This is a genomic window from Nitrospirota bacterium, assembly GCA_016180645.1.
In the GTDB taxonomy this organism is placed as follows: domain Bacteria; phylum JACPQY01; class JACPQY01; order JACPQY01; family JACPQY01; genus JACPAV01.
Window position 1 is genome coordinate 44,410 of sequence record JACPAV010000020.1, and the last position, 19,699, is coordinate 64,108.

Annotated in this window: 12 protein-coding genes; 7 read left to right on the forward strand and 5 right to left on the reverse strand. The window is 61.5% G+C overall.

All coding sequences use genetic code 11. The features are described 5' to 3' along the window. The 7 genes from HYT87_12745 (at nt 1) to HYT87_12775 (ending at nt 8,952) form a co-directional block, all read left to right on the forward strand. Nucleotides 1-1,692, forward strand: coding sequence for a hypothetical protein (locus tag HYT87_12745; GenBank protein MBI2060630.1), 1,692 nt, complete (start codon nt 1-3; stop codon nt 1,690-1,692). Beyond that, on the forward strand, nt 1,689-2,555 hold the full coding sequence (locus HYT87_12750) for a hypothetical protein (protein ID MBI2060631.1): 867 nt from the start codon (nt 1,689-1,691) through the stop codon (nt 2,553-2,555). Before HYT87_12745 ends, HYT87_12750 begins: the two co-directional genes overlap by 4 nt. Before the next feature lie 178 nt (nt 2,556-2,733). Continuing rightward, the gene (locus HYT87_12755; GenBank protein MBI2060632.1) at nt 2,734-4,794 is read left to right on the forward strand and encodes a hypothetical protein; all 2,061 of its coding nucleotides are present in this window, start codon (nt 2,734-2,736) and stop codon (nt 4,792-4,794) included. A 37-nt stretch (nt 4,795-4,831) separates the two neighbouring features. Then, on the forward strand, nt 4,832-5,038 hold the full coding sequence (locus tag HYT87_12760; protein ID MBI2060633.1) for a hypothetical protein: 207 nt from the start codon (nt 4,832-4,834) through the stop codon (nt 5,036-5,038). Beyond that, entirely contained in the window at nt 5,035-6,168 is a 1,134-nt protein-coding gene (locus tag HYT87_12765) for a hypothetical protein (GenBank protein MBI2060634.1), read from the forward strand. Before HYT87_12760 ends, HYT87_12765 begins: the two co-directional genes overlap by 4 nt. 209 nt (nt 6,169-6,377) lie before the next feature. Then, entirely contained in the window at nt 6,378-8,105 is a 1,728-nt protein-coding gene (locus tag HYT87_12770; GenBank protein MBI2060635.1) for a TraM recognition domain-containing protein, read from the forward strand. A 106-nt stretch (nt 8,106-8,211) separates the two neighbouring features. Continuing rightward, nucleotides 8,212-8,952: a lytic transglycosylase domain-containing protein gene (locus HYT87_12775; GenBank protein ID MBI2060636.1), complete on the forward strand. Its 741-nt coding sequence runs from the start codon at nt 8,212-8,214 to the stop codon at nt 8,950-8,952. A gap of 275 nt (nt 8,953-9,227) precedes the next feature. Here HYT87_12775 and HYT87_12780 read toward each other — a convergent pair whose 3' ends face one another. The 5 genes from HYT87_12780 to HYT87_12800 all read right to left on the reverse strand — a co-directional run bounded on the left by HYT87_12780 (nt 9,228) and on the right by HYT87_12800 (nt 18,646). Beyond that, complete coding sequence (locus HYT87_12780) at nt 9,228-9,509, reverse strand: hypothetical protein (protein ID MBI2060637.1); 282 nt, start codon at nt 9,507-9,509, stop codon at nt 9,228-9,230. Next, complete coding sequence (locus HYT87_12785) at nt 9,499-9,780, reverse strand: BrnT family toxin (GenBank protein MBI2060638.1); 282 nt, start codon at nt 9,778-9,780, stop codon at nt 9,499-9,501. The genes HYT87_12780 and HYT87_12785 overlap by 11 nt, the downstream gene beginning before the upstream one ends. Before the next feature lie 18 nt (nt 9,781-9,798). Then, nucleotides 9,799-17,100: a recombinase family protein gene (locus HYT87_12790; GenBank protein MBI2060639.1), complete on the reverse strand. Its 7,302-nt coding sequence runs from the start codon at nt 17,098-17,100 to the stop codon at nt 9,799-9,801. Next, nucleotides 17,090-17,308, reverse strand: a complete 219-nt coding sequence (locus HYT87_12795; protein ID MBI2060640.1) for a hypothetical protein — start codon at nt 17,306-17,308, stop codon at nt 17,090-17,092. Before HYT87_12795 ends, HYT87_12790 begins: the two co-directional genes overlap by 11 nt. A 447-nt stretch (nt 17,309-17,755) precedes the next feature. Continuing rightward, the gene (locus HYT87_12800) at nt 17,756-18,646 is read right to left on the reverse strand and encodes a CPBP family intramembrane metalloprotease (protein MBI2060641.1); all 891 of its coding nucleotides are present in this window, start codon (nt 18,644-18,646) and stop codon (nt 17,756-17,758) included. Nucleotides 18,647-19,699 lie beyond the last annotated feature (1,053 nt).

The window sequence follows — 19,699 nt, forward strand, 5'->3', positions numbered from 1 at the left end:
TTGAGAAACCTTCGTTACGTGGTGGCGGGTGTGGCGGCAAGCGCGTGCCTGCTGTGGGACCTTTCGTCGGCCAGTGCCTCGGAGAGCCCAACCGGAGTAGCCGGGGACCTGGTGAATCTTTGTTACTCGTTCCTCAACCCCACGTGTCTTGGGTACGGCCTTGAAGTCAAACCGGTTGTGTGCCCGGCAACAAATGCGGCGGTCAGCTACTACACGCCGCGGTTCATTGTCGAAATCGTCAACAAGCCGGGTGAAGTGCTCTTGGGTGAACCCTTCAGCTACTTGGTCGAGAGGGCGCTGGAGGAGGTGCAAGCCGGGTGGAAAACGATGGGCATGGGTGTGATCGGGGGGGCGCTGGGAGCCTTGAGCGGAAGAAGCGCCGAAATGGCGGCGCTGGGGGCGGGGACGGGTGCGCTCCTGGGGGAGCTCGGACTCGAACGCCTGGGCTCGGGTGAAAGCAAGTACGAGAACGGATCGTTTCAATTCAGGCGCGAAGCCCACGTGTACGAGCTGGACTGGGATCCCTACTCAATGCTGGAACTGGACCAGAACTGCGAGCCGAGAATGATTCCAGATTATCCGTTGATCTATCCGGTTTATCTCTCAGAACTGGACTTCTGGCACTGGTCGACCGGATTGGGAGATTTTGTCGCAACCGATGAGTTGGCCTTCAAGGGAAAGACGCTTGCGACAGGGGTTCCGCGGGCCTTGTTGGGGTTCAAGACGCTCGGTCCGTACGGACCGGCGTACCCGACCTACGGTGAGGTCGAAGATCCAGGGAACGAAGCGCAGGGCGCGCTTGTACTCGCGCTGCGGGCGGTCCAACGAAGTCACGACCTGGGTCTACCCGGGCTGAGCATGGGAGACGTGAGAAGAGTTCTTCTTTCCGACGCAGGTAAGCTTGGCGCCGGTACGTGCGTGGACCCGAACATGGACATGAAGGACATGCCGGCGCACATGTTTGACTTCTCCAAAAGTTCCGCTCTCAACATGAATGGCTGGGTCCTCTACGTCTACGAAAAGCGCACACACTGCGTGGACAAGGCTACCTGGCGGTGCGGAGTGGGGGTTGCAGCCCGGGCCATAGGGGCCGTAACGGGACCGAAGGGATACTTGCTTGTGGAAGGTGGGGCGAGGTGGCTCAAGAGCGCGGAAGTGAGCATGCGCGTGAAGGAGTTTTCGGAGAAGGTCATCGAGACGTATCGGGAATACAGGAAGTACATCAAGACCCTCCTCAAGCTGGCGGGCGTGGTGATCAGCGCGTACACGATCTATCGATCGGTGGATGAAATCAGGCAGATGTCGAAAACGGCGGGAGATGAGAAGGCGGCCCGCGAGGCAACGGGGAAGGACGGTGTGGAGACGGTGTCGAGGGCCAACCGGGTCCGATCACAGTCCGAGCGCTGCGCAGGCCTCGCCGCGGGAGACCGGGAGAGCTGTCTAAAATCCGAAATGCGCAAGGAGGAGTGTCAAGAGAATACGGAGTGTAACTCTGTGAGCAGGGAGCAGGATGCCAGGATTAAGGGGGCGGCCACGGCGCATTCGCGCCACCTGGGCGGCGGCAGATATGAAATCAGCGACGGGACGCAGACCACGATCATCCAACTGCCCGTCGCGCCGGAGGCGACGCAAGGCCCCGATGATTCTTCCTCTCGTCGTCCCCGGAGCGGAGCGGAGGGGAATGACAAATGAGCGTCGTCGGGGTGGTGCAGGATCACTGGCGCGTTTTCCACTCAAGTGTATTGGGTCAGGGCGGATGGATTCCTGTCGCGCACTCGGGCGGGCTGCTGTGGCTCAGTCTCTCGCCCGGTCTGGGCTTCCTGATGCTGTGCCTTGGCGCCGCCAGCCGCGCGCGCGGCCGGCGGGGAACGGGGTTATGGGTGAACCTGGCGTTGAACCATCTGGTGCTGGGAGTTTCGTACTGGGCGCTTGTGGGTCTCAGGATCCACGGCGCACTGATGGAGTCCGCCGGATTTGGGGGAGAGATGGTGGCTCTGGAAGTCCTGCTCCTGAGCGGACTGGTCGGAGTTCATTACTACTACCGGCAAGCGGGTCGACCGAACGCTACGGTGGTTGAGGAGTGGGAGGCCGGGATGGGTCTGACGACGCAAGGCCCCCATGATTCTTCATCTCGCGACGCGAAGATCCCATGTCGATTCCTGTCGTCGTCCCGGTGCCAATCCCCATCGCTTCCAATCACCGTCCCCGGAGGGGGGCCGAAGCGGAGCGAAGGGGATCGTCCGTGGAGCGGAGCGGAGGGGACGAAGGCGCAAGCCCCCGTGCGCTTCTGGGTGAGGTGCGTCTGTTGGGTGTACTTGGTCCTTCCGGCGGTGCTGTATCTCGCAGTCCGCGCGAGGCGGGGTTGGGGTGCTGGGCGGGGCGGCGATGCTGAGATCCCACGATCCTTCCACTCACGACGCCAAGACCCCATGGCGAATCCGCCCGTCGCCCCAGAAGCGGAGCGAATGGGGTCGTCCCTGGAGCGGAGCGGAGGGGGCGGCGGCGCGGATGATTTGCGGTTGACGCCTGAAGAGCGGGGATACGATGTGGCTTGATCTCCTTGCGTTTTATAAGAGGTGGATCCGCGTCTTCTCGGAGGCTATTCCTTGGGCGCTAACAAAGGGAGACTGGAAGGACGTTCTACATGTCATGGCGTTGAGCGTGTGTTCGGTGGGATTTGTGGTGGGTGTTCGCCTTCTTCGAAAGTCTTGTTCGAATGGCGACGGTGCCACGATGGCAGACCGTACCCGGAGGTCCATGGATGGACCGGGAGGGTGCGGGCGGCGGAGGGCCGTCCATCGTTTCTCGTACCCGCTCGCGCAGTGCCTCATCAGTACAGGTCTGGTGTACTGGGTATTTCTCTGGTTCGGATGGGGAGGGATCTTCATGGGCTACCCATCCATTTTCGCCGGGGTAATGATCGTGTACGCGGGTACGGCGCTGCTGCATCCAAGACTTCACTACCTGCTGATTGGCCAAAAGCTCATGGATGAATTTGCCATAACCGTGCTCTACCCGTGGTATCGGGCCACGGGCAGACCGGTCCTAACGGATCCCGGATTCGCCGTCCGGTTTGTGTCTATGGCAATTCCGCTGTCGCGCGCCGCGAGGTATGTCGTGGGGGAAATACTCAGGGATCGGAAGGCGGATTCCGGAGAAAACGCGTTTGCGTTTTGTCGACGCCTCTACAAGGAAAGCCTCGACCCATCGCGTCGGGGCGTCCTGAAGCGGCACCGGACGCCGGCAGGGTCGCCCCCTCCGCTCCGCTTCGGGGACGATGAGTGGAAGGATCATGGGATCTCAGCATCGCCGGCTGGGAGTCATTCGCCCACGTCACCCTCCGCCGCCCTCCATGGCGCTCCGGGTACGGTCGGCCATCCTGGCACCGCAGTCGCGGTCCACGATGAAAAGACAATGGAAATTGATAGACAGCGCGAGGTCAGGGGTGAGGGGCCGCAGAGGGCGGCTTCCGTAGGGTCCACCCTTGAAAAGGCGTCGAGGCCGGAGGGGACCGCGAGTGAATCGGAGCGCGCACCTCGGCGTACCAGTGAACCTGCCCGCCGGCAGGACGCCGAAGGGGTGCCGGACCTTCCTTCGCCCGCCGTAGCGGGCTTCGCGAAGGCGGGAGCGGCCAGGATGGCCGACCCGGCCCGAAGCGGAGCGGAAGGGGCGAAAACAGCGGGCGATGGGGAGATCAGGGGTCCGCTGAAAGAGTTGGAACTGGAACTCGGGGCGAAGGAACCGTGGGTGGGCACGACTCTGCGGTATCTGACGGAAGAGCGCGTGCCTTTCCCGATGAGTGGTGAGGAGCGCGTTGAGGATCTGTTCCGGAGATCCCAGTGCCTCACGTGGAGCATTGCACGCCAGATCGGGAACGTTTCCGAGAGCGGCCGGTATGCCTCCATCACGCAAAGGATCATGTCTCGGCACAAGGGGGCGCGCATCATTACGATCCCCCCCGAGGGTCCGGGGCGGCCACTGGAGGTTCTATTGGGGGTGGGCGCAAAGTCGGTTGATGATCCGGAATTCGTTCATTGGCTGGGAACGGGATTCCTGATGGCCGCGGTAATCCGTGAGGCGAGCGTAGCCGGAGGGTGGCGTGTGGTCATGCTGTGCCGGGAGAGGACCGTTACGCCGGCGTTGGATGAAAATGATCGGGGGACGGAGACGCACGGGCAGTTAAAGAATAAATTCGAGCAGTACAGGGAAGTGCTCCGCTGGGTTCCCGGAGCGACATTGGTGTGGGTCACGAACAGTGAGGCGCGGGCGCTGGGGATCCTCGAGGACGCCGCGGCGGTTCTTCCGCCGGAAATGGTTTCCCGAGTATTGGTACGGGCCATGGTCGGGAGGGAGTCGGTTCTGCGTCTTGGCGGAAACGCGGCTCCGGTTGTGCTCGGGCACCTGTCGGTTCGGATGCCCACCGGTGAGACAAGGCGGGAGATTCATCTGCTCCATGACAGACGAGCTGGGGAACGTGGGCCGGGCGGCGACAGTGTTAGACCTTTGGTGGCTCTACCCACGGCGAAAGGAGACAGGGTTGTCATGGAGAAGAGCCAACCCCCGAGTCCCACAAACACAAACGGAGAGAGTGTCGACGTTGTGGCGTACGTGACTGGCAAGGATGGAGAGAAATCGGCGGGCCAACTCCCACTGCAAGAAACGGGTGGCAGCACGGAGCGGCCGCGGGCTGCGTTGCACCCAGGCTACATGGAGCACCCTTGCGAAGTGGGTAGGCTGGTTTTCCCGGGTTACGTGCGGTTGGACGCCGCTGAAGGGACGGGAGTTCGTGCATAGGAAGCTAGGGACGACAAGGAGCTTCCCATATCCGTTGATGCAAGTGTTTCAAAGGATCGGTAAGAAGTACACGCTCCAGGATGTGCGACTGTTTTTCGCCCATCCGGATCTGGTCGTGGAATCACTGCGGAGTGAGACATGTGAAAGCTTGGGAGGGGTTCCGCTGGAGCTGACCGGGCTGGAGGACTATCTCCTGTTGTGTTCAGTTCGTTTCATCGGAGGAACCCGGAGGGGAAAGCGATGAAGAAGGACAAGGATGCCGAATTCGATGTGATCTTGTGGATAGTCGTGGCCATCCTGGCCGGGGCCTACATGCTCCACTTGGCGGGGGGCCGCGTCCCGGGTCTGGAGGAGACGTTTGCCGAGGCGGACGGCAGTTTCGACGAGGCCCTCGATCTTTCGAGTGGAACCGCCCGCCTGCTGTCGGATCACGGCTGGTTTCCGGATCGATACATTGACGCTTCTTGGCCGATCCGTCGTGTGATCCTGGCGGCGCACAAGAACGGAAGCCTCCCGGCGAAGATCAAGGTCCGATGTTTGGTTCATCTCTGGAGGCTTGCGGTTGGGGGGTTGTTCGTCGTGTTTGGCTGGCTCGTCTGGTGGGCTGTGTTTTCGGCCAAGCGAGACAAAGTATCTGAGATGGCAGGAAAAAATGTCGGAGAAATCGAAGCTGGATACCACATTTCAATGCGGCCGTGGGTCGCGTACCCGGTGCTTCGATTGACAACCAGAGGCCGACGACTGACTGGATGCGTTGTAGATACCGTCCGCACCCCGGAGATTGTGGAGTTGTGCCTTGAGATGGGGCTCCTCTATGCGAGTTACCCGGGTGAACGATTGACGTTCGGTGCAGGGCGTGACGGGGGGCGGCTTTTGGATGCGGTCGTAGAGATGTTGGAACACTTCCGCAGACGGAAGTGGCCGGCGAGTCTGCGACGGGACCGTCGCGCGCGGGATCTTGCGTTCGCGGGGGTCATGGGCGCTCCTCTGGGGAAGCTGGACTCCGACCAACGAGGGGAGGGAACCCACCACTTTCTTGGCCCCTATCATGAGCACAAGAGCAGGATGCTTATCGCCGGACTGAAGACCTTCCAGGCGCTCCCGCAGGATGACAGACAGCGGCTTCTGTTGTGGGTTGGGACCCATCATAGCGACTCTTTACCGGATGAGTGCAGGGGGGAGAGAGACATCGCGCGGTTCATCTGTCACGCGGAGAGCGACGTGGTGGCAGAGCGAGCCAGTGAGGTCCACGACCTCGTAGAGGGGACGACGGCCGAAGAGGCCGGTAGGCGAAGGGAGCAGGCGCGACGCAGGGACCCCATAACGATTCCTTCCGTCGTCCCCGGAGCGGAGCGCAGGGGGCATGGACTTTAGCGGGTCAAGCAGTTGGAAGCGCGATGGGGCCGAACGCACGCGTCACCTCGGCCTTGATCCGAGCGGGTGGCTGTTTGTGGCGCTCGTTCCGGTCACCTTCATAGTCGTGGATCCGAGCCAAGTCCCGACAGCGGCGTACGCGCTGCTGCTGGCCGTTGGCTCTATTGCCGTTTGGCGACGCCGCAGCAAGCAGCGAGAAGGAGGTTCCAATGTTTAGGTGGTTCGGACGGGGTGAAGACCGTCGGAGGCCGACGACGGGTGGCCGAAGGCTTGGAGGCTTTCCAAGGGTGTTTCAAACCGGACGAAGTGTGGAGAGTGGGAAGCCGGTCTGGATCTGGAACGATGGGGTGGAGCACGTGATAATCGTCGGCATCAGCGGGGCGGGGAAGACGACGTTTCTCAAGTACCTGGCGAATTGCATCATCTCCGGGGGCGGGGGGTATCTCCATGTGACAGGTAAGCCGACAGATGAGGTCCTGAAAACGCTGCACTGGATGGCGGTTCACGCGGGGCGGGGAGACCAGTTCTATCTGCTGGACATCAACCGGATCGGGCGCGACGGGCCCGCAGTGCCACGATGGCAGACGACGCCGGGATCGGATGGCCATTCCAATCGTCGTCCCTGGAGCGGAGCGGAAGGGACCGTACCCGGAGGTCCATGGATGGACCGGGAGGGTGCGGACCGAGAGGCTGCGGGGGTATATGGTCGGGCGCTTCGAACCCATCGGTGGGATCCGTTGTTCGGTTTGACGGCCCCGGAACAGGTTCAAGTGGTTCTGAGCGTGCTGGACCCCGAATATTTCCGGGGCGACAAGATCTACTACTCGGAAATGGCCACGAGTTTCCTGCATCCGCTGATGCAAGCGCTGCGAAGCACGGGCGTGAGGTACACCCTCAAGGATGTAAGGGCTTTCTTTGCGTATCCGGAACTGGCCGTACGGTATCTCCGGAGTGGAACGTATCGCCGCTCGCAAGGGATTCCGGAAGAGGTGAAACTCTTGGAGGACGAGCTGCTCCGATACCAGATGTCAAAAAGCAACACGGACAAGTTGGCCATGATGCTGTCGCAGATGGACGCGAACCTCCGGTTTTTTACCAGCCCTCCGTACGATGAAGTCTTCTGCCCGGCTGTCCCGGACTTTGAGATGATGGATTGCATCCGAGGGAATGCCGTGGTGGCCGTGTGTCTGGCGCCCATGGGGCGGGAGGATATCGCACGGAGGTTCGGGCGACTTTTCGTGGCAAACCTGAAGGCTTCCATCGGGCGGATTCTGATGAATCTCTCGTACCAGAAGCCCGACCCTATCTTCACGGTAGCTCTGGATGAGTTCGGCGCGTTTGCTTCTCCGCAGATGGCGGTGTTATTCGAGCAATGCCGGGAGGCGCGGGTTCGACTCATTCCCGCGTTGCAGACAATCGAGACATTGGAGGACCCGAGCCTGGGGTTGAATCCTTCTTTTCGGAAAAGGGTCTTCGAAAACTGCGCCGTCAAGATGTTTTTTACTCTCGGGGCGGACAGCGCGGATATCGCTCAAGGTTACTTTGGACAGACGCGCAAAACATATCGGTCGGTGAGCCGGTCGGACCAACGCGGGCTTTCGATGGCCGCGCATGGGCTTTCCCACCTGGGTCGGAGTTTGGGCAAGGGCTGGCAGGAGGGATACCAGGAGCGGGAGGCGTGGACGGTTCCGGCTCGCGAATTCATAGGGCTCAGGAAGTGGGAGGCGATTGTGGACGAGGGAGACTCAGTGCCGCGCCGGGCGGATTTGATGCGCCTGTTTGACTGCCCGGAGGGACATGAGATGAGATTGCTGTCCCATCAGGGGCACTTTGTGGGGCGGCTGCCACAGAAAGAAGGGAGGCCCGTGGGTCCGGGATCGGTCAGCATGCTGAACATGTGGGAGTCCTGCGTGAAGCAAGTCAGGCTGCAATGCTAAACGGCTCGTGTTCGAAAGGCGGTGCCCGGACGGCGGACCGTACCCGGAGCGCCAAGGATGGCGCGAGAGGGTGCACCCTGACGTGAGTATGCTGTGGGGTGTGGTCTTGGCTGCGATCGTCGCTCTTGACTCGACGCAAGGACCGGATGATTCTTCATCTCGCGGCGTAAAGGCCGAACGGCCGTTCCGCTCGCCGCCCTTGGAGCGAAGCGCAGAGGGTCGTCCGTGGCTCGTGCTACGCAGCGAGGCGCCGCTTCGCAGAGTAGCAAGCGGAGCGGAGGGGACGGAGTGCCAGGATCCTTTCACACCAGCAGCGGTCGAGTTCGGTCTGTCGCCGAAGTTGCTGTACGCGATTGCAAAGGTGGAAAGTGGCGCGCGGCGAAACGCTCTAAACGTGAGAGGCAAAGGTTATCAGGGGCTGTTGCCTTCCGAAGCGGCCGGTAAGGCGCAGGTTGCCTGGCGTAGGGGGGAATCGTTTGACCTGTGCGTCATGCAGATCAATTCGCAGCATCTGGGGAAGGAGCTGGCGCGGGGAGAAGCTGTACACCTGTTGGACGCTGGCGATTGTGTTCGGCGTGGAGCACGCATACTTGCAGAGAACTATCTCCGGACCAAGGACATCTTACGGGCAATTGCGTTGTACCACAGCCCGAATCGGGCGCGGGGCGATGCTTATGCGTTGAAGGTAATGCGTGCATGGCGGGCCATTGGGAGTGAAAGGCTTTGCGTCGAGGCGGTTGAGCCTTGGGATGGTGTTGGCAAGGTCGAAGCCCAGTCAAATAGGGTGAGTGAACCGCGCAAGAACAACCGCCAAGCGCGCCTTGTTGGTCGGGCTTCCTTCAGGTAGCGAAACCCCGTTCTTCACCGTCAGAGTTCCCATAGTCCAGCGTGTGTTGGTCGAGCTTGCGCCAGAAGGCCATCACGCTGCGTGAGGGTTCGGTCAAATTCTTTGCATGGCGACGACTTGCCCCTTATCCCGAAGGCATGCTGGAGAGAATTCCGAAGTGGGCACTGGCATCGCGCAGCAAGTCTGATGTCAATCACGTCCCCAAGACCGACGTACCAGACCAGAGTTGAAATCAGGCAACAATGCCCCTGGCCAATGAGGAGCCGGTGAGGAACCTATCTTGAGGGCGTTCGTTTTTCCGCCTGAAGCTTTTCCTTAACCCAGCGGTTTATCAGGAAAGTGGAGGACATGCCCCGCCTTCTTGCGAGCTGCTGCACTTGCCGAGAGAGCCTTTCATCGAGGGCGCAATATGTCGTCTCCGACTGGATGTCCACGTCGATAGAAACGGGTTTCGTATTCGGCCAATAGTCGGACAGGTCGTGCGTATCCCAGAACTCCCCGATCTCCCGATAGGACTTGGCTCCCGATAGGGAACTCCTGCCTCTCCTAGATCTCATTTCTCCTCCGTTCGGACCGACTCATGTCTCTTGCGGATAGTATGAGGGCTTGGTGGTTTTTCTTCAACACGAAGAACGCAATCAAGTATCGTCCGGAACGTGTGCGTCCCATGGCCTCGTACACATTCTCACCCTTGCGGTACCCCTTTTCAACGAAGCGGAATGAGGGAAGATTTGACAGGAGTTCCCGTACTTCACTTTTCTCTACGTGGTGTTTCGTGGCCAACTTGTGGACGATATCGTCGAGCCAGATAAGTCCATCGATTCTCAACCGTCCGCGGGCCACGGATTACGGCAGGTTCGTAACGGGGACGGGGGTGAGGCGGTTGACGGTGGTGCCGTCGCCGAGCTGGCCGAAATCGCCGCGTCCCCAGCATTTGACCGCGCCGTCGGAAAGAAGGGAACAGGTGTGAGAGGCTCCCCCCGCGACGGCCACACCGCCCGAAAGGGAAGACACGGCGATGGGAGTCAGGCGATTAGCGGTCGTCCCGTCCCCAAGCTGACCGTAGCCATTGTTCCCCCAGCATTTCACCGTGCCGTCGGAAAGAAGGGAACAGGTGTGAGAGGCGCCCCCCGCGACGGCGACAGTTCCCGACAGGCTGCTCACGGCCACGGGGGTCGATTTGTCCGCCGCCGTCCCATCCCCGATCTGACCGGTGTTATTCTGCCCCCAGCATTTCACCGTGCCGTCGGATAGAAGGGAACAGGTGTGATCGTAGCTCCCCGCCACGGCCACAGTTCCCGACAGGTTGCTCACGGCCACGGGGTTCGATTTGTCCGCCGTCGTCCCATCCCCAAGCTGACCGAAGAGATTGTACCCCCAGCACTTCACCGTGCCGTCGGAAAGAAGGGAACAGGTGTGGGAGGTGCCCCCCGCCACGGCCACAGTTCCCGACAGGCTGCTCACGGCCACGGGGTTCGATTTGTTCACCGTCGTCCCGTCCCCAAGCTGACCGAAGAGATTGTACCCCCAGCACTTCACCGTGCCGTCGGAAAGAAGGGAACAGGTGTGAAGCCCGCCCCCCACGATGGCCACACCGCCCGACAGGCTGCTCACGGCCACGGGGGTCGACTTGTCGGCGGTCGTCCCGTCCCCGAGTTGGCCAAAATTGTTGGCACCTCCGCCGCCCCAGCATTTCACCGTGCCGTCGGAAAGAAGCGAACAGGTGTGATTCTGGCCCCCGGACACGGCGACACCGCCCGTGAGATTGCTCACGGCCACGGGGGTCGTCTTTTGCGCCCCCGTCCCGTCCCCAAGCTGACCGTAGAGATTGTATCCCCAGCATTTCATCGTGCCGTCGGAAAGAAGGGAACAGGTGTGATTGCCGAGGTGGGCGGTGAGTCCTTCGCGCCACGGCCGGGCAGGGGCGCCGGAGGCAGTGCCTTCGTGGAGGCGCGGAAGTTTCACGCCCATCGGGCTGGCGGGCATGGAGACGGTAACGCGAGTCGATTTGTCTACCGTCGTCCCGTCCCCAAGCTCACCGTAGAGATTGTTCCCCCAGCATTTCACCGTCCCATCCGAGGCGAGGGCGCAGGTGTGGGAGTTCCCTCCCGCCACGGCAACCGCGCCCGAAAGGGCGGAAACGACGACCGGAGTCGTCTTGTTCGCCGTCGTCCCGTCCCCAAGCTGACCATTGAGATTGTATCCCCAGCATTTCACCTTCCCATCCGAGGCGAGGGCGCAGGTGTGGTAGATCCCTCCCGCCATGGCGACCGCGCCGGAAAGGGTGGAAACGGCCACCGGAGTCGTCTTGTCCGCCGTCGTCCCATCCCCAAGCCCGCCATACAAATTGCGGCCCCAGCATTTCACCGTTCCATCCGAGGCGAGGGCGCAGGCGTGATAGTACCCTCCCGCCACGGCGACCGCGCCGGAAAGGGAGGTGACGGTCACGGGGGTCGATTTATTGACCGTCGTCCCGTCCCCAAGCTGACCAGAGCCATTGTCACCCCAGCATTTCACCGTGCCGTCGGAAAGAAGGGAACAGGTGTGCCAGTTGCCCCCCGCGACGGCGACAGCCCCGCTCAGCGCGGACACGGCGATCGGGGTCGATTTGCCCACCGTCGTCCCGTCCCCTAGCCGACCGCTGCCATTGTACCCCCAGCATTTCACCGTGCCGTCGGATAGGAGGGAACAGGTGTGAATATTACCCCCCGCGACGGCGACAGCCCCGCTCAGCGTGGACACAGCGATGGGCGTCGTCTTATTCACCGTCGTCCCGTCCCCAAGCTGACCCTCGTTATTGTCCCCCCAGCACTTCACTTTGCCGTCGGAATGAAGGGAGCAGGTGTGATTGTAGCCCCCCGCAACGGCTACAGCCGCGCTCAGCGCGGACACAGCGACGGGGGTCGATTTATTGACCGTCGTCCCATCCCCAAGCTGACCACTGGAATTGTATCCCCAGCATTTCACCGCTCCACCGGAGGCGAGGACGCACGTGTGGTAGCCGAAGTGGGTCGTGACGACCTGCGCAATGCCGATGGTGGACCACGTGAGGGCGGATTTTTCGACGGTGTTGGATTCGACGTTGAGGGCTTCATCGCGGGCGCGGACGCGGTAGTAGACTTTGGTTCCCTGCGTGAGCGAGCCGTCGTTGTACGTCGTCGCACCGGCCGAGGTTGTGAACGTCACGCTCCAGGTGGTGGTGCAGTAGTTGGGCGTGGTGGCGCGACAGATTTGGTACACGATCGCGCCGGAAGCGCTCACGGTGTCCGACGCCGCGCTCCATGCGAGATCAACGTTCGTTGCCGACGTTGCCGTGGCGGAGGTCAGCCCGCCGAACGTCGGCGGCGTGTTGTCGAATGTGAACGCGTTCCCCGCGCCGGGCGTTTCGATGTTCGTCACGTTGTCGCTCGCCCGGGACTTGATCGTGTATGCGCTTCCACTGACCCACGTTGGAAGTGTGAAGGAAGAATTCCATGAGGTGGTCCCCGACGTGGCAAGCCACACAAGCCCCGCCTGCCATGCGGAAGTTCCATCCCAGTAGAAGCTGTCGGAATTCCTCTGAACGGAAAGCTGCACGGTGTTGATTCCGCTTCCGGCGCCATCCGCAGCCGTACCGGAAATGAGGGCCAGCGAACTTAGCTTCGCGTTGTTGGCGGGCGTTGTGATCGCGGACGACGGCGCCGCCGTATCCGGTTTGAAGCCGTCCGAGAACGCCCACGCGCCGAAATTGTTGACATTGTCCTTACCACGAACGCAGTGGTAGTAGGTCGTTCCATTCGTCAGCGCGAGTCCGGTGCGATTGATGTTCGTGGCCACCAGTTGCGTGGTGCCGGCCATGTCTCCGGTGCATGCGGTGGAACTGCTGATGTTCTGTTCATAGCCCGCCACTCCGCTACCGGCATCGCTGAATCCCGCCCAATTCGAGTCCGTTGCATTCGTAGCCGACTGAAAATCGACATCCGCCCCCGTGCCGTCGTTCACCGTTCCCGCGGTGGGGCCCGCGGTATCCAATGTGATCGTATCGGAGACCGGCGAGCTGGGGTTTCCCGCGGCATCCGCGAACGTGGCATAGACCGTTTTGGTTCCATCGCCCGCCGCCAGGGTCCAAGCCTTCGAGGTGGAATAGGTTTCGAAGGACGAATAGGACGAATTGTCGTTCGAGAAGGACATGGACGTCGCTCCCGTAGCCGAGAGGGTGAGCGTGACGGAGGTGGTGCCGGCGTAGGCCGCACCGGCGTTGATCGAGTTCGTGCCGCCCGTGGGGGGGGTCTTGTCATTGGTTTTTGAGGTCACCGGGCTCTGATTCCCGGCCGCATCGCGGGCCACGATGTGGATCAGATCCGACGCATCCGACTGATTGTCTCCAATACTGAAGGCGGTGAACGAGCCAGCGCCCGCGGCGGTGGACTGACCGATGAGCGCGGTGAGAAGGCCGTCCGAGAACACTTTGACGGTGCTGCCGCTTTCGACCGCGCCTGCGGAACCGGAAAGCTGGTCTGCCGTGCCCGGCAGATTCATGGTAACTGTGAGCTTCGTAGGGTCCGGCGCGGTGGGGGCTGTGGTGTCGGGAGGCGTACAAACAGCTCCCTCGTCCGTGAGGCCGTCGCAATCGTTGTCTTTTGAGTCGCAGATTTCTGTTGCGGGAGATCCGGCAACGGCATCGCAGACCGTGCCGGCTCCGTCCGTTTTGCACACGTTCGTCCCCGCCCTCCCACATTCCCCGACACCCGCCGAGCACACCTGCCCTTTGTTCGTGAAGTCCTCGTCCGTTTTCGCGTCGCAGTCGTTGTCGGCGCCGTCGCAGGACTCGACGCCGGGCGACACCGTGGACGCGCAGGTAAGCGCTCCGGATACGCATACTTGTTTGCCGGGCGCGCAGACGCCGGGTTGGGAGGAGGTACAGGAAGCGGAGGGGAGGTCTTCGTCTGTTTTGCCGTCGCAATCGTTGTCCTTGCCGTCGCAAACCTCGGCGGCGGGGACTGAGGGGAGAGCGGAGCAGCGGGTGCCCAAGCCATCGGGCTTGCAGATAACCGTTCCGCTGGCCTGGCAGGCACCCACGCCAGCGGTGCAAGGTTGGCCGAGGGAGGCCCCCCCACCCACACCCTCCCCCGCCAAGGGGGAGGGGGCAATTATGAAGTCCTCGTCGATGAGCTGATCGCAGTCGTTGTCTTTGCCGTCGCAGATTTCGGCGGAAGGGGCGCACGCGGGCAGGACGGTGAAAGTGACGGTCGCGGGCGTGGAATCTTTGTTGCCCAGCGCGTCGCTCGCGGCTACGTTCAATGTGTAGGACCCGTCCTTCGACAATCCGCCTGAGGCGGACAGGACGAATGGGGTGGAGCACGGTTTGGGCTCGAACGATTCGGGGCCTGTGAGGGAGCAACGGAATGTGCATGACGCCTCGTTGCACGCGAACGCGAAGGTGTACGGGTCGTTCGACGTGCGACGTTCGACGTTCGACGACACCACCGTCTCCGGTGGTGTGAGGTCCATTTCCTTGATCTCGATCTTGACCGCTGCCGGCGGCGTGACGCCCGCGGCCTTGAAGTCTTCCTTCACCTTCGTTTCCAGCTTCGTCGCGAGCGACTGGAAGGCCGCTTGCGCCTGCTCCTGCGTCGGCTTGGCCTGGGACGTTGCATCGGAAGCAATCTGAACGGCCTGGTCGAGCGTGATCTTCTTGGCTCCCTCAAGGGCCGGCGTGGCCAGAACCGTGGCCACTTCCACCAAGGTGGAGACTCCATTCCCATCCAGATCGGGAAGATCCACGTCGTTGAGGGCGATGGAGGTCTCCTCGATTTGGATCTCGAAGGAGACCGAGCCTGAAGGCTCGGCTACGGAACCTGCGGAAGGTTGACCTGCGGAGCCTGAAGGCTCCGCTACGGGAGGAGGAACCTTCATCTTCACGGTCGTCCTGACCTCGACGAGCGGGACATCCTGGTGCCGGCCGGGACGGACCCGCGTGCGGAAGGTGTTCTCGCCATCACGGGCGGCTTTCTTGGGTAGAAAGAAAGTGACCTCAAACGCAAAGGCAAGCTCGCCCTCTTCTGCCTGGCGACGCGCCGCCCCCCTGACACCGCCCCTCACGCCTCCGCGGACACCGGATGCCTCCGCCGCCCGGATGCCTCCTTGAACATCACCGCGCACTCCGCCCCGGATGCCCCCGCGGATCCCCTCGGCCACCAACTCGTCGTTGACCAGGATGTCCGCCACCACCTCATCCTGCTCGGCCACACCGTTCAGGGCCGCAGCGACCTCGGTGGAAAGAGGCACGGAAACCGCCATCGGAACGGCGTCCTCAACAGCCGCATCAAGCGTGGCAGATTGCTCGGTTTTTCTCAGGCAAGACGATAGGATTGCTGACACAACAAGGAAACAAATCCCCCGTGCGAACAGGCGGTCCCTTCGCTCTGGTCTTCCCGCCCTCCCGTGCATTCCGTCTACTCTACGCCTGCCGGCCCATAGGTCAAGCATGCCAGCCAGGACGGTGCGGTACTCGGCTCCAGAGCCGAGCCACGAAGGTGAGGCATACTTGGCCGAGTGCCCCGGGGGCCGATTCCATGTGGGTTGGGGCCGAACAAACCGGTCATGCAGAATGGGGGCGCAACCGTGGCTCAAAGAAAGATCACCTATGGGAATGATATGGCGGATGGTGATGCGACGTCCTTTGACGATCACGCGGTCCACCAGGAGGCGCAGGATGTTCACCTTTTGCTCGAAGCTCGGATTCTGAAGAGCCTTGACAACTTCCTCGCACAAGCCTTTCACGCCTTCGATCAAGTGTAGCTGTTTCCGTTCCTCTTGGCGACGCGCTTCGAGCTCGGCGAGACGGGTTCGCAGGTGCGTCTTCTGATGGGCGATCCGCTCTTTTCTTTCTTTGAGCCGGTCCATCTCGATCTGGCCGCTCTGGTACGCATCGAGCAGTCTCTCCTCCTCCTTCTCCAGCATCCGGAGCCGGATGTCGATGCGATTGTGTTCGCGCTCTTCGACCGTCTGGTGCATGGGGTCCGGGAGGCCCTGGGCCGCGTACTGAAGGATGAGATCCGGTCGGCTCAGGATCTTTTGGAGGGACTGCCACACGATCCGCTCGACGGGATCGGCCGGCACCCCGGGGGCCTTGCATCGATCGGGACGGTCCAGGGGATACCTCGCCGGGCAGAGGTAGAGATGCTGATCTCCGGTGCTGGGGTGGCCCACCAAGCGGCGCCCACACCCACCACAGATGAGCAGGCTCTTGAGGAGATAGGCGTGCTGGGTGTTGTGCCGCCGGGAGAACCGAGAATGCTTGTCGAGTCGCTCCTGCGCCTCCTGCCAGGTCTTCTCGTCCACGATCGCCGGACAGGGCACCGCGATCCACTCTTCCTTCGGGCGATGCGTTCGGCCCCGTTTGAGACCCGGCCGGATGTCCTTCCATCCCTGCCGGCCGATCGGATGCACTCGGTCCGAGAACGTCTCGCGGTTGGCATACCGCCGCCCCTTGTAGCACTCCTTCCGAAGCACGGTGGAAACATACCCCGACGACCAGTACCCCGGACCTTTGCGCATGGGCATGCGGCGTTCATTGAGGCGCCGGGCGATCTCGCGGGTGTTCAAATCCTGTTCCACCAACCCCGTGTACATCAACCGCACGGCTTCGGCTTCCGCCTCATGGATCTTGATCGCCCCGCCGATGCCGTCGTCGCTTTTTCGGATAAAGGCGTACCCAAAGGGGGCCCGACCGCCCGTGATCCGACCCTGCTTGGCCGCCAAGATGAGGGTACGTTCATACTGTGCGAACACCCCTTGCATCTGGAGAAGCATCTGGTCCTCCGGCCGGTCCGAGTACCGATGGTTCAGGAAAACCACTTCAACTCCGGCCTTCTTGAACTCATCCAAGAGGACCATCTGGACCACGAAGTCGCGGGCCAACCGGTCCGGCTGATAGACGTAGAGGAGTTCCATCCTCCCCTCGTGGATGTCGTCGCGAAGCCGCTCCAAGGCCGGGCGGTGGAGCACCGTTCCGCTCTGGTTCACATCCACATACTCGCGTTCGGACTCCACCTCGTTGCCATCGGCCTTCGCCCGCTCCCGCAGGGCATCGACCTGACTCTCAATCGTGTGACTCTCGTCCTCCGGACGAGGCGAAATCCGGGCGTACAAGGCGCTAATCTTCATCGTATCCTCCTGAGGCTTTGAGCAGGGGTTCCGTCTCGACGCATCTTCCCGTCATCGACGGATCGTTCGTTTTCCTCCGGTTCATCCCAGGAGGGGAGCGCAAAATCCGATAGGCCCGCCTCAAATACGCCTCCGCCTCGCGGTGCCGGATCTCTTCCCATTCCATCTCCCACGCAGTCTCCTTCTTCCTTGACGCGATCCGAGGCATGGAACACTCCTCCCGCCCCCCCGAACCCTCACCTCTTCCTTTTCTTCTGTGAGTCGGTCAGGGGAAGGGGAAGATTCGGCGGGCGTTCGTTTCAGGCGCGGGGGGAGAAACTTCTTCTGATACAAAAGGGGGTAGATACAGCCCCGCGCTCCTTCACGAAGAGATCGCCTCCAACGGTAAGCGATGTGATGCCGACACTGGCACACATCCCAATAAGGCGCTTTACATTTGTTCGGCGGGAAAACCAACTTCTGAGGATGCTTGAAGATCTCGAACTCGATATAGGTTTTTATTGAGCTAAGATTGGGGGCGTAATCCGCACAAACTCGGAATTCGAGGGCCTCCCGGCCTGTAGGACCCGTTTGCAGCGTTTCCGCAGTTCTCAGGATGTCGACCCATTACGCTCAGTGTGTCATGCGACCGATCTTGTACCAGTTCCCACCCACGTCAGAATTTCAGCGTGAACTGGAATCGGAGGGGATTATTCAAGGGGTCAACCAGGAATAGGGTGGTGCCGACCGCGATGTTGTACCAGAAGTGTGCGGCCACGACAGGCGCAAGACGGTGTGAGCGCTTGTCGAAGAGGAGTCCCAGGTAGAGTCCCCCAAGAGTGCCGTTCAGAAAGCGATCCGTTTTTTCCGTGGACGTGCCTGAGGGGAGGGTGTGGGCGAATCCAAAGAGGGCGGAGGCGAGGAGTATGCCCGGCCAACGACCGGTACTGTCCTGAAGTTCTTCCTGAACCATACCTCGCCAGAAAGCCTCCTCGGCCGCAGCCGTCATGATGGACCCCGAGACAAGTTCGCTTCCGTAGAGGGCTGTGCCGGAAGATTTGGAGAACGTATGGTCGGCGCGTTCGATGGTCCTGATGTCGTCGTAACGAGAGGCGCGGCGCGTGAGCGCTTCGATCGTGGTGGCGGAGGAAGCGAGGATCCATCCGAAGTGGACCCAAGGGTCGCTGAGTGTGGTGGGTGAGAAGGGGGCAAGAAGGAGCCGCCCCTCGGAGGGCGGAGCGTTGGCCAGGCCGTTTGTGCGGGACTGTCTGAATGAATGCCGGGCGGCAAGATAGGTCGTGGCGATGCTGAGCTGGTAGGTTTTCTCGGCCAAGTGGTAGGCGATGTTTTGATCGGCATATGAATAGTCGGTGGCGGAGCGATCAAGGATGTAGCCTGTCGCGACGAGCGCTGCGGGAGCCGCGGAATACGCTGCGGCTCGGGAGTAGTCGCCAAGGTATGCGTGCCCTGCGCCGGGAATCAAAGACAGGAGCATTGCACGAGACATGCTGCGATTCGCGGGGCCGTCGACGTAGGCCGGGTCGACCGTCCTGGTCGCTTCCGGCACCGCTTCGGCATCCTGCCGGCGGGAAGGATCTGCCAGGGAGAGCCGGGGGCCGGGGGAGCAAAGGATACCGGTGATGAACGCGGTCGTTGTGACGATCAATCGACAGCGCTGTTGGGGGGCCATAGGCTTTATGGAGAATTTATCACAGAAGATGGTCGCGGAGTTGAGCCGACAGGGAACGGAATGGATGGTAGCTGGGCCGGTGCCGGGGATTGGGTGAGCTACAATAGAGGCATGTTGGCGCATAGAAAAGGTGGCGCATGATGAAGCAGGCATTGGTGAGCCCCTTTGGATTCGTGTGGCTGTGGCTACGGGTAGGCTTTATCCGGGCGGCGGCGATCCAGGTGTTTCTTCTGGTGTTGGCGGGGTTTGTTGCTGCGATGGGTCTATGGATGTTTACGGGGCAGTGGCTCTGGACGCGCCTTGGTATTCCGGCTGCGATTCAGGTGGGGATTGCGGCTTCTGGATGTGGTGCGATCGTTGTCGGATTCTATCCGAGGACGGCGAAGAGGGTTTGGCTTGTATTCTCCTCGGTAGTGGGCTCATGGGCGGTGCGCAGGGGTGAAGGGTTTGCAGTCGAACGTTCGGTGGTGTGCGTGGGGATGGTGATCGCCGCGCTGGCATTCTTGTCCTTCTACCGGATTGAGTGGGGCCGGAGTGGAGGGGCCAAGTGTGGGGTGGTCAATAGCGTAGCAAGACTCGCGGGAGAAGGAGATGAACGGGAAAGGTGCGGCCTGTCGGTTGAGGCGCTAGGAACCTGGGCTGATCAGCGAAGCCTCATGGGAATGGGGTGGCATGGAGCTGTGCGGTGTGTGTCGAGGCCTTGGATTGGTTCGAAAGTGGCGTGGGTGAGTGACCATTTTAGTGCAACGGATGGAGCGGCGAACTCTTGGAATTGGATGCGCCAGGCGGAGGAAAAGTATGGAACGGGTTGGTGTGGCCGGGTGTTTGGCGCGTGGGGGGCTGGAGCTGGAGCTTTGTTTGGTCTGTTCCTCATAGGGATTGGGTGGTGGGTTGCAGTCGTTCGGGTAAGGTTCAGGAGGCACCGGAAAT

Coding starts and splice junctions, on each gene's coding strand:
- HYT87_12765 (MBI2060634.1), top strand. CDS start 5,035: ATGAAGAAGGACAAGGATGCCGAATTCGATGTGATCTTGTGGATAGTC.
- HYT87_12790 (MBI2060639.1), bottom strand. CDS start 17,100: ATGAAGATTAGCGCCTTGTACGCCCGGATTTCGCCTCGTCCGGAGGAC.
- HYT87_12770 (MBI2060635.1), top strand. CDS start 6,378: ATGTTTAGGTGGTTCGGACGGGGTGAAGACCGTCGGAGGCCGACGACG.
- HYT87_12760 (MBI2060633.1), top strand. CDS start 4,832: ATGCAAGTGTTTCAAAGGATCGGTAAGAAGTACACGCTCCAGGATGTG.
- HYT87_12795 (MBI2060640.1), bottom strand. CDS start 17,308: ATGCCTCGGATCGCGTCAAGGAAGAAGGAGACTGCGTGGGAGATGGAA.
- HYT87_12750 (MBI2060631.1), top strand. CDS start 1,689: ATGAGCGTCGTCGGGGTGGTGCAGGATCACTGGCGCGTTTTCCACTCA.
- HYT87_12780 (MBI2060637.1), bottom strand. CDS start 9,509: ATGAGATCTAGGAGAGGCAGGAGTTCCCTATCGGGAGCCAAGTCCTAT.
- HYT87_12755 (MBI2060632.1), top strand. CDS start 2,734: ATGGCAGACCGTACCCGGAGGTCCATGGATGGACCGGGAGGGTGCGGG.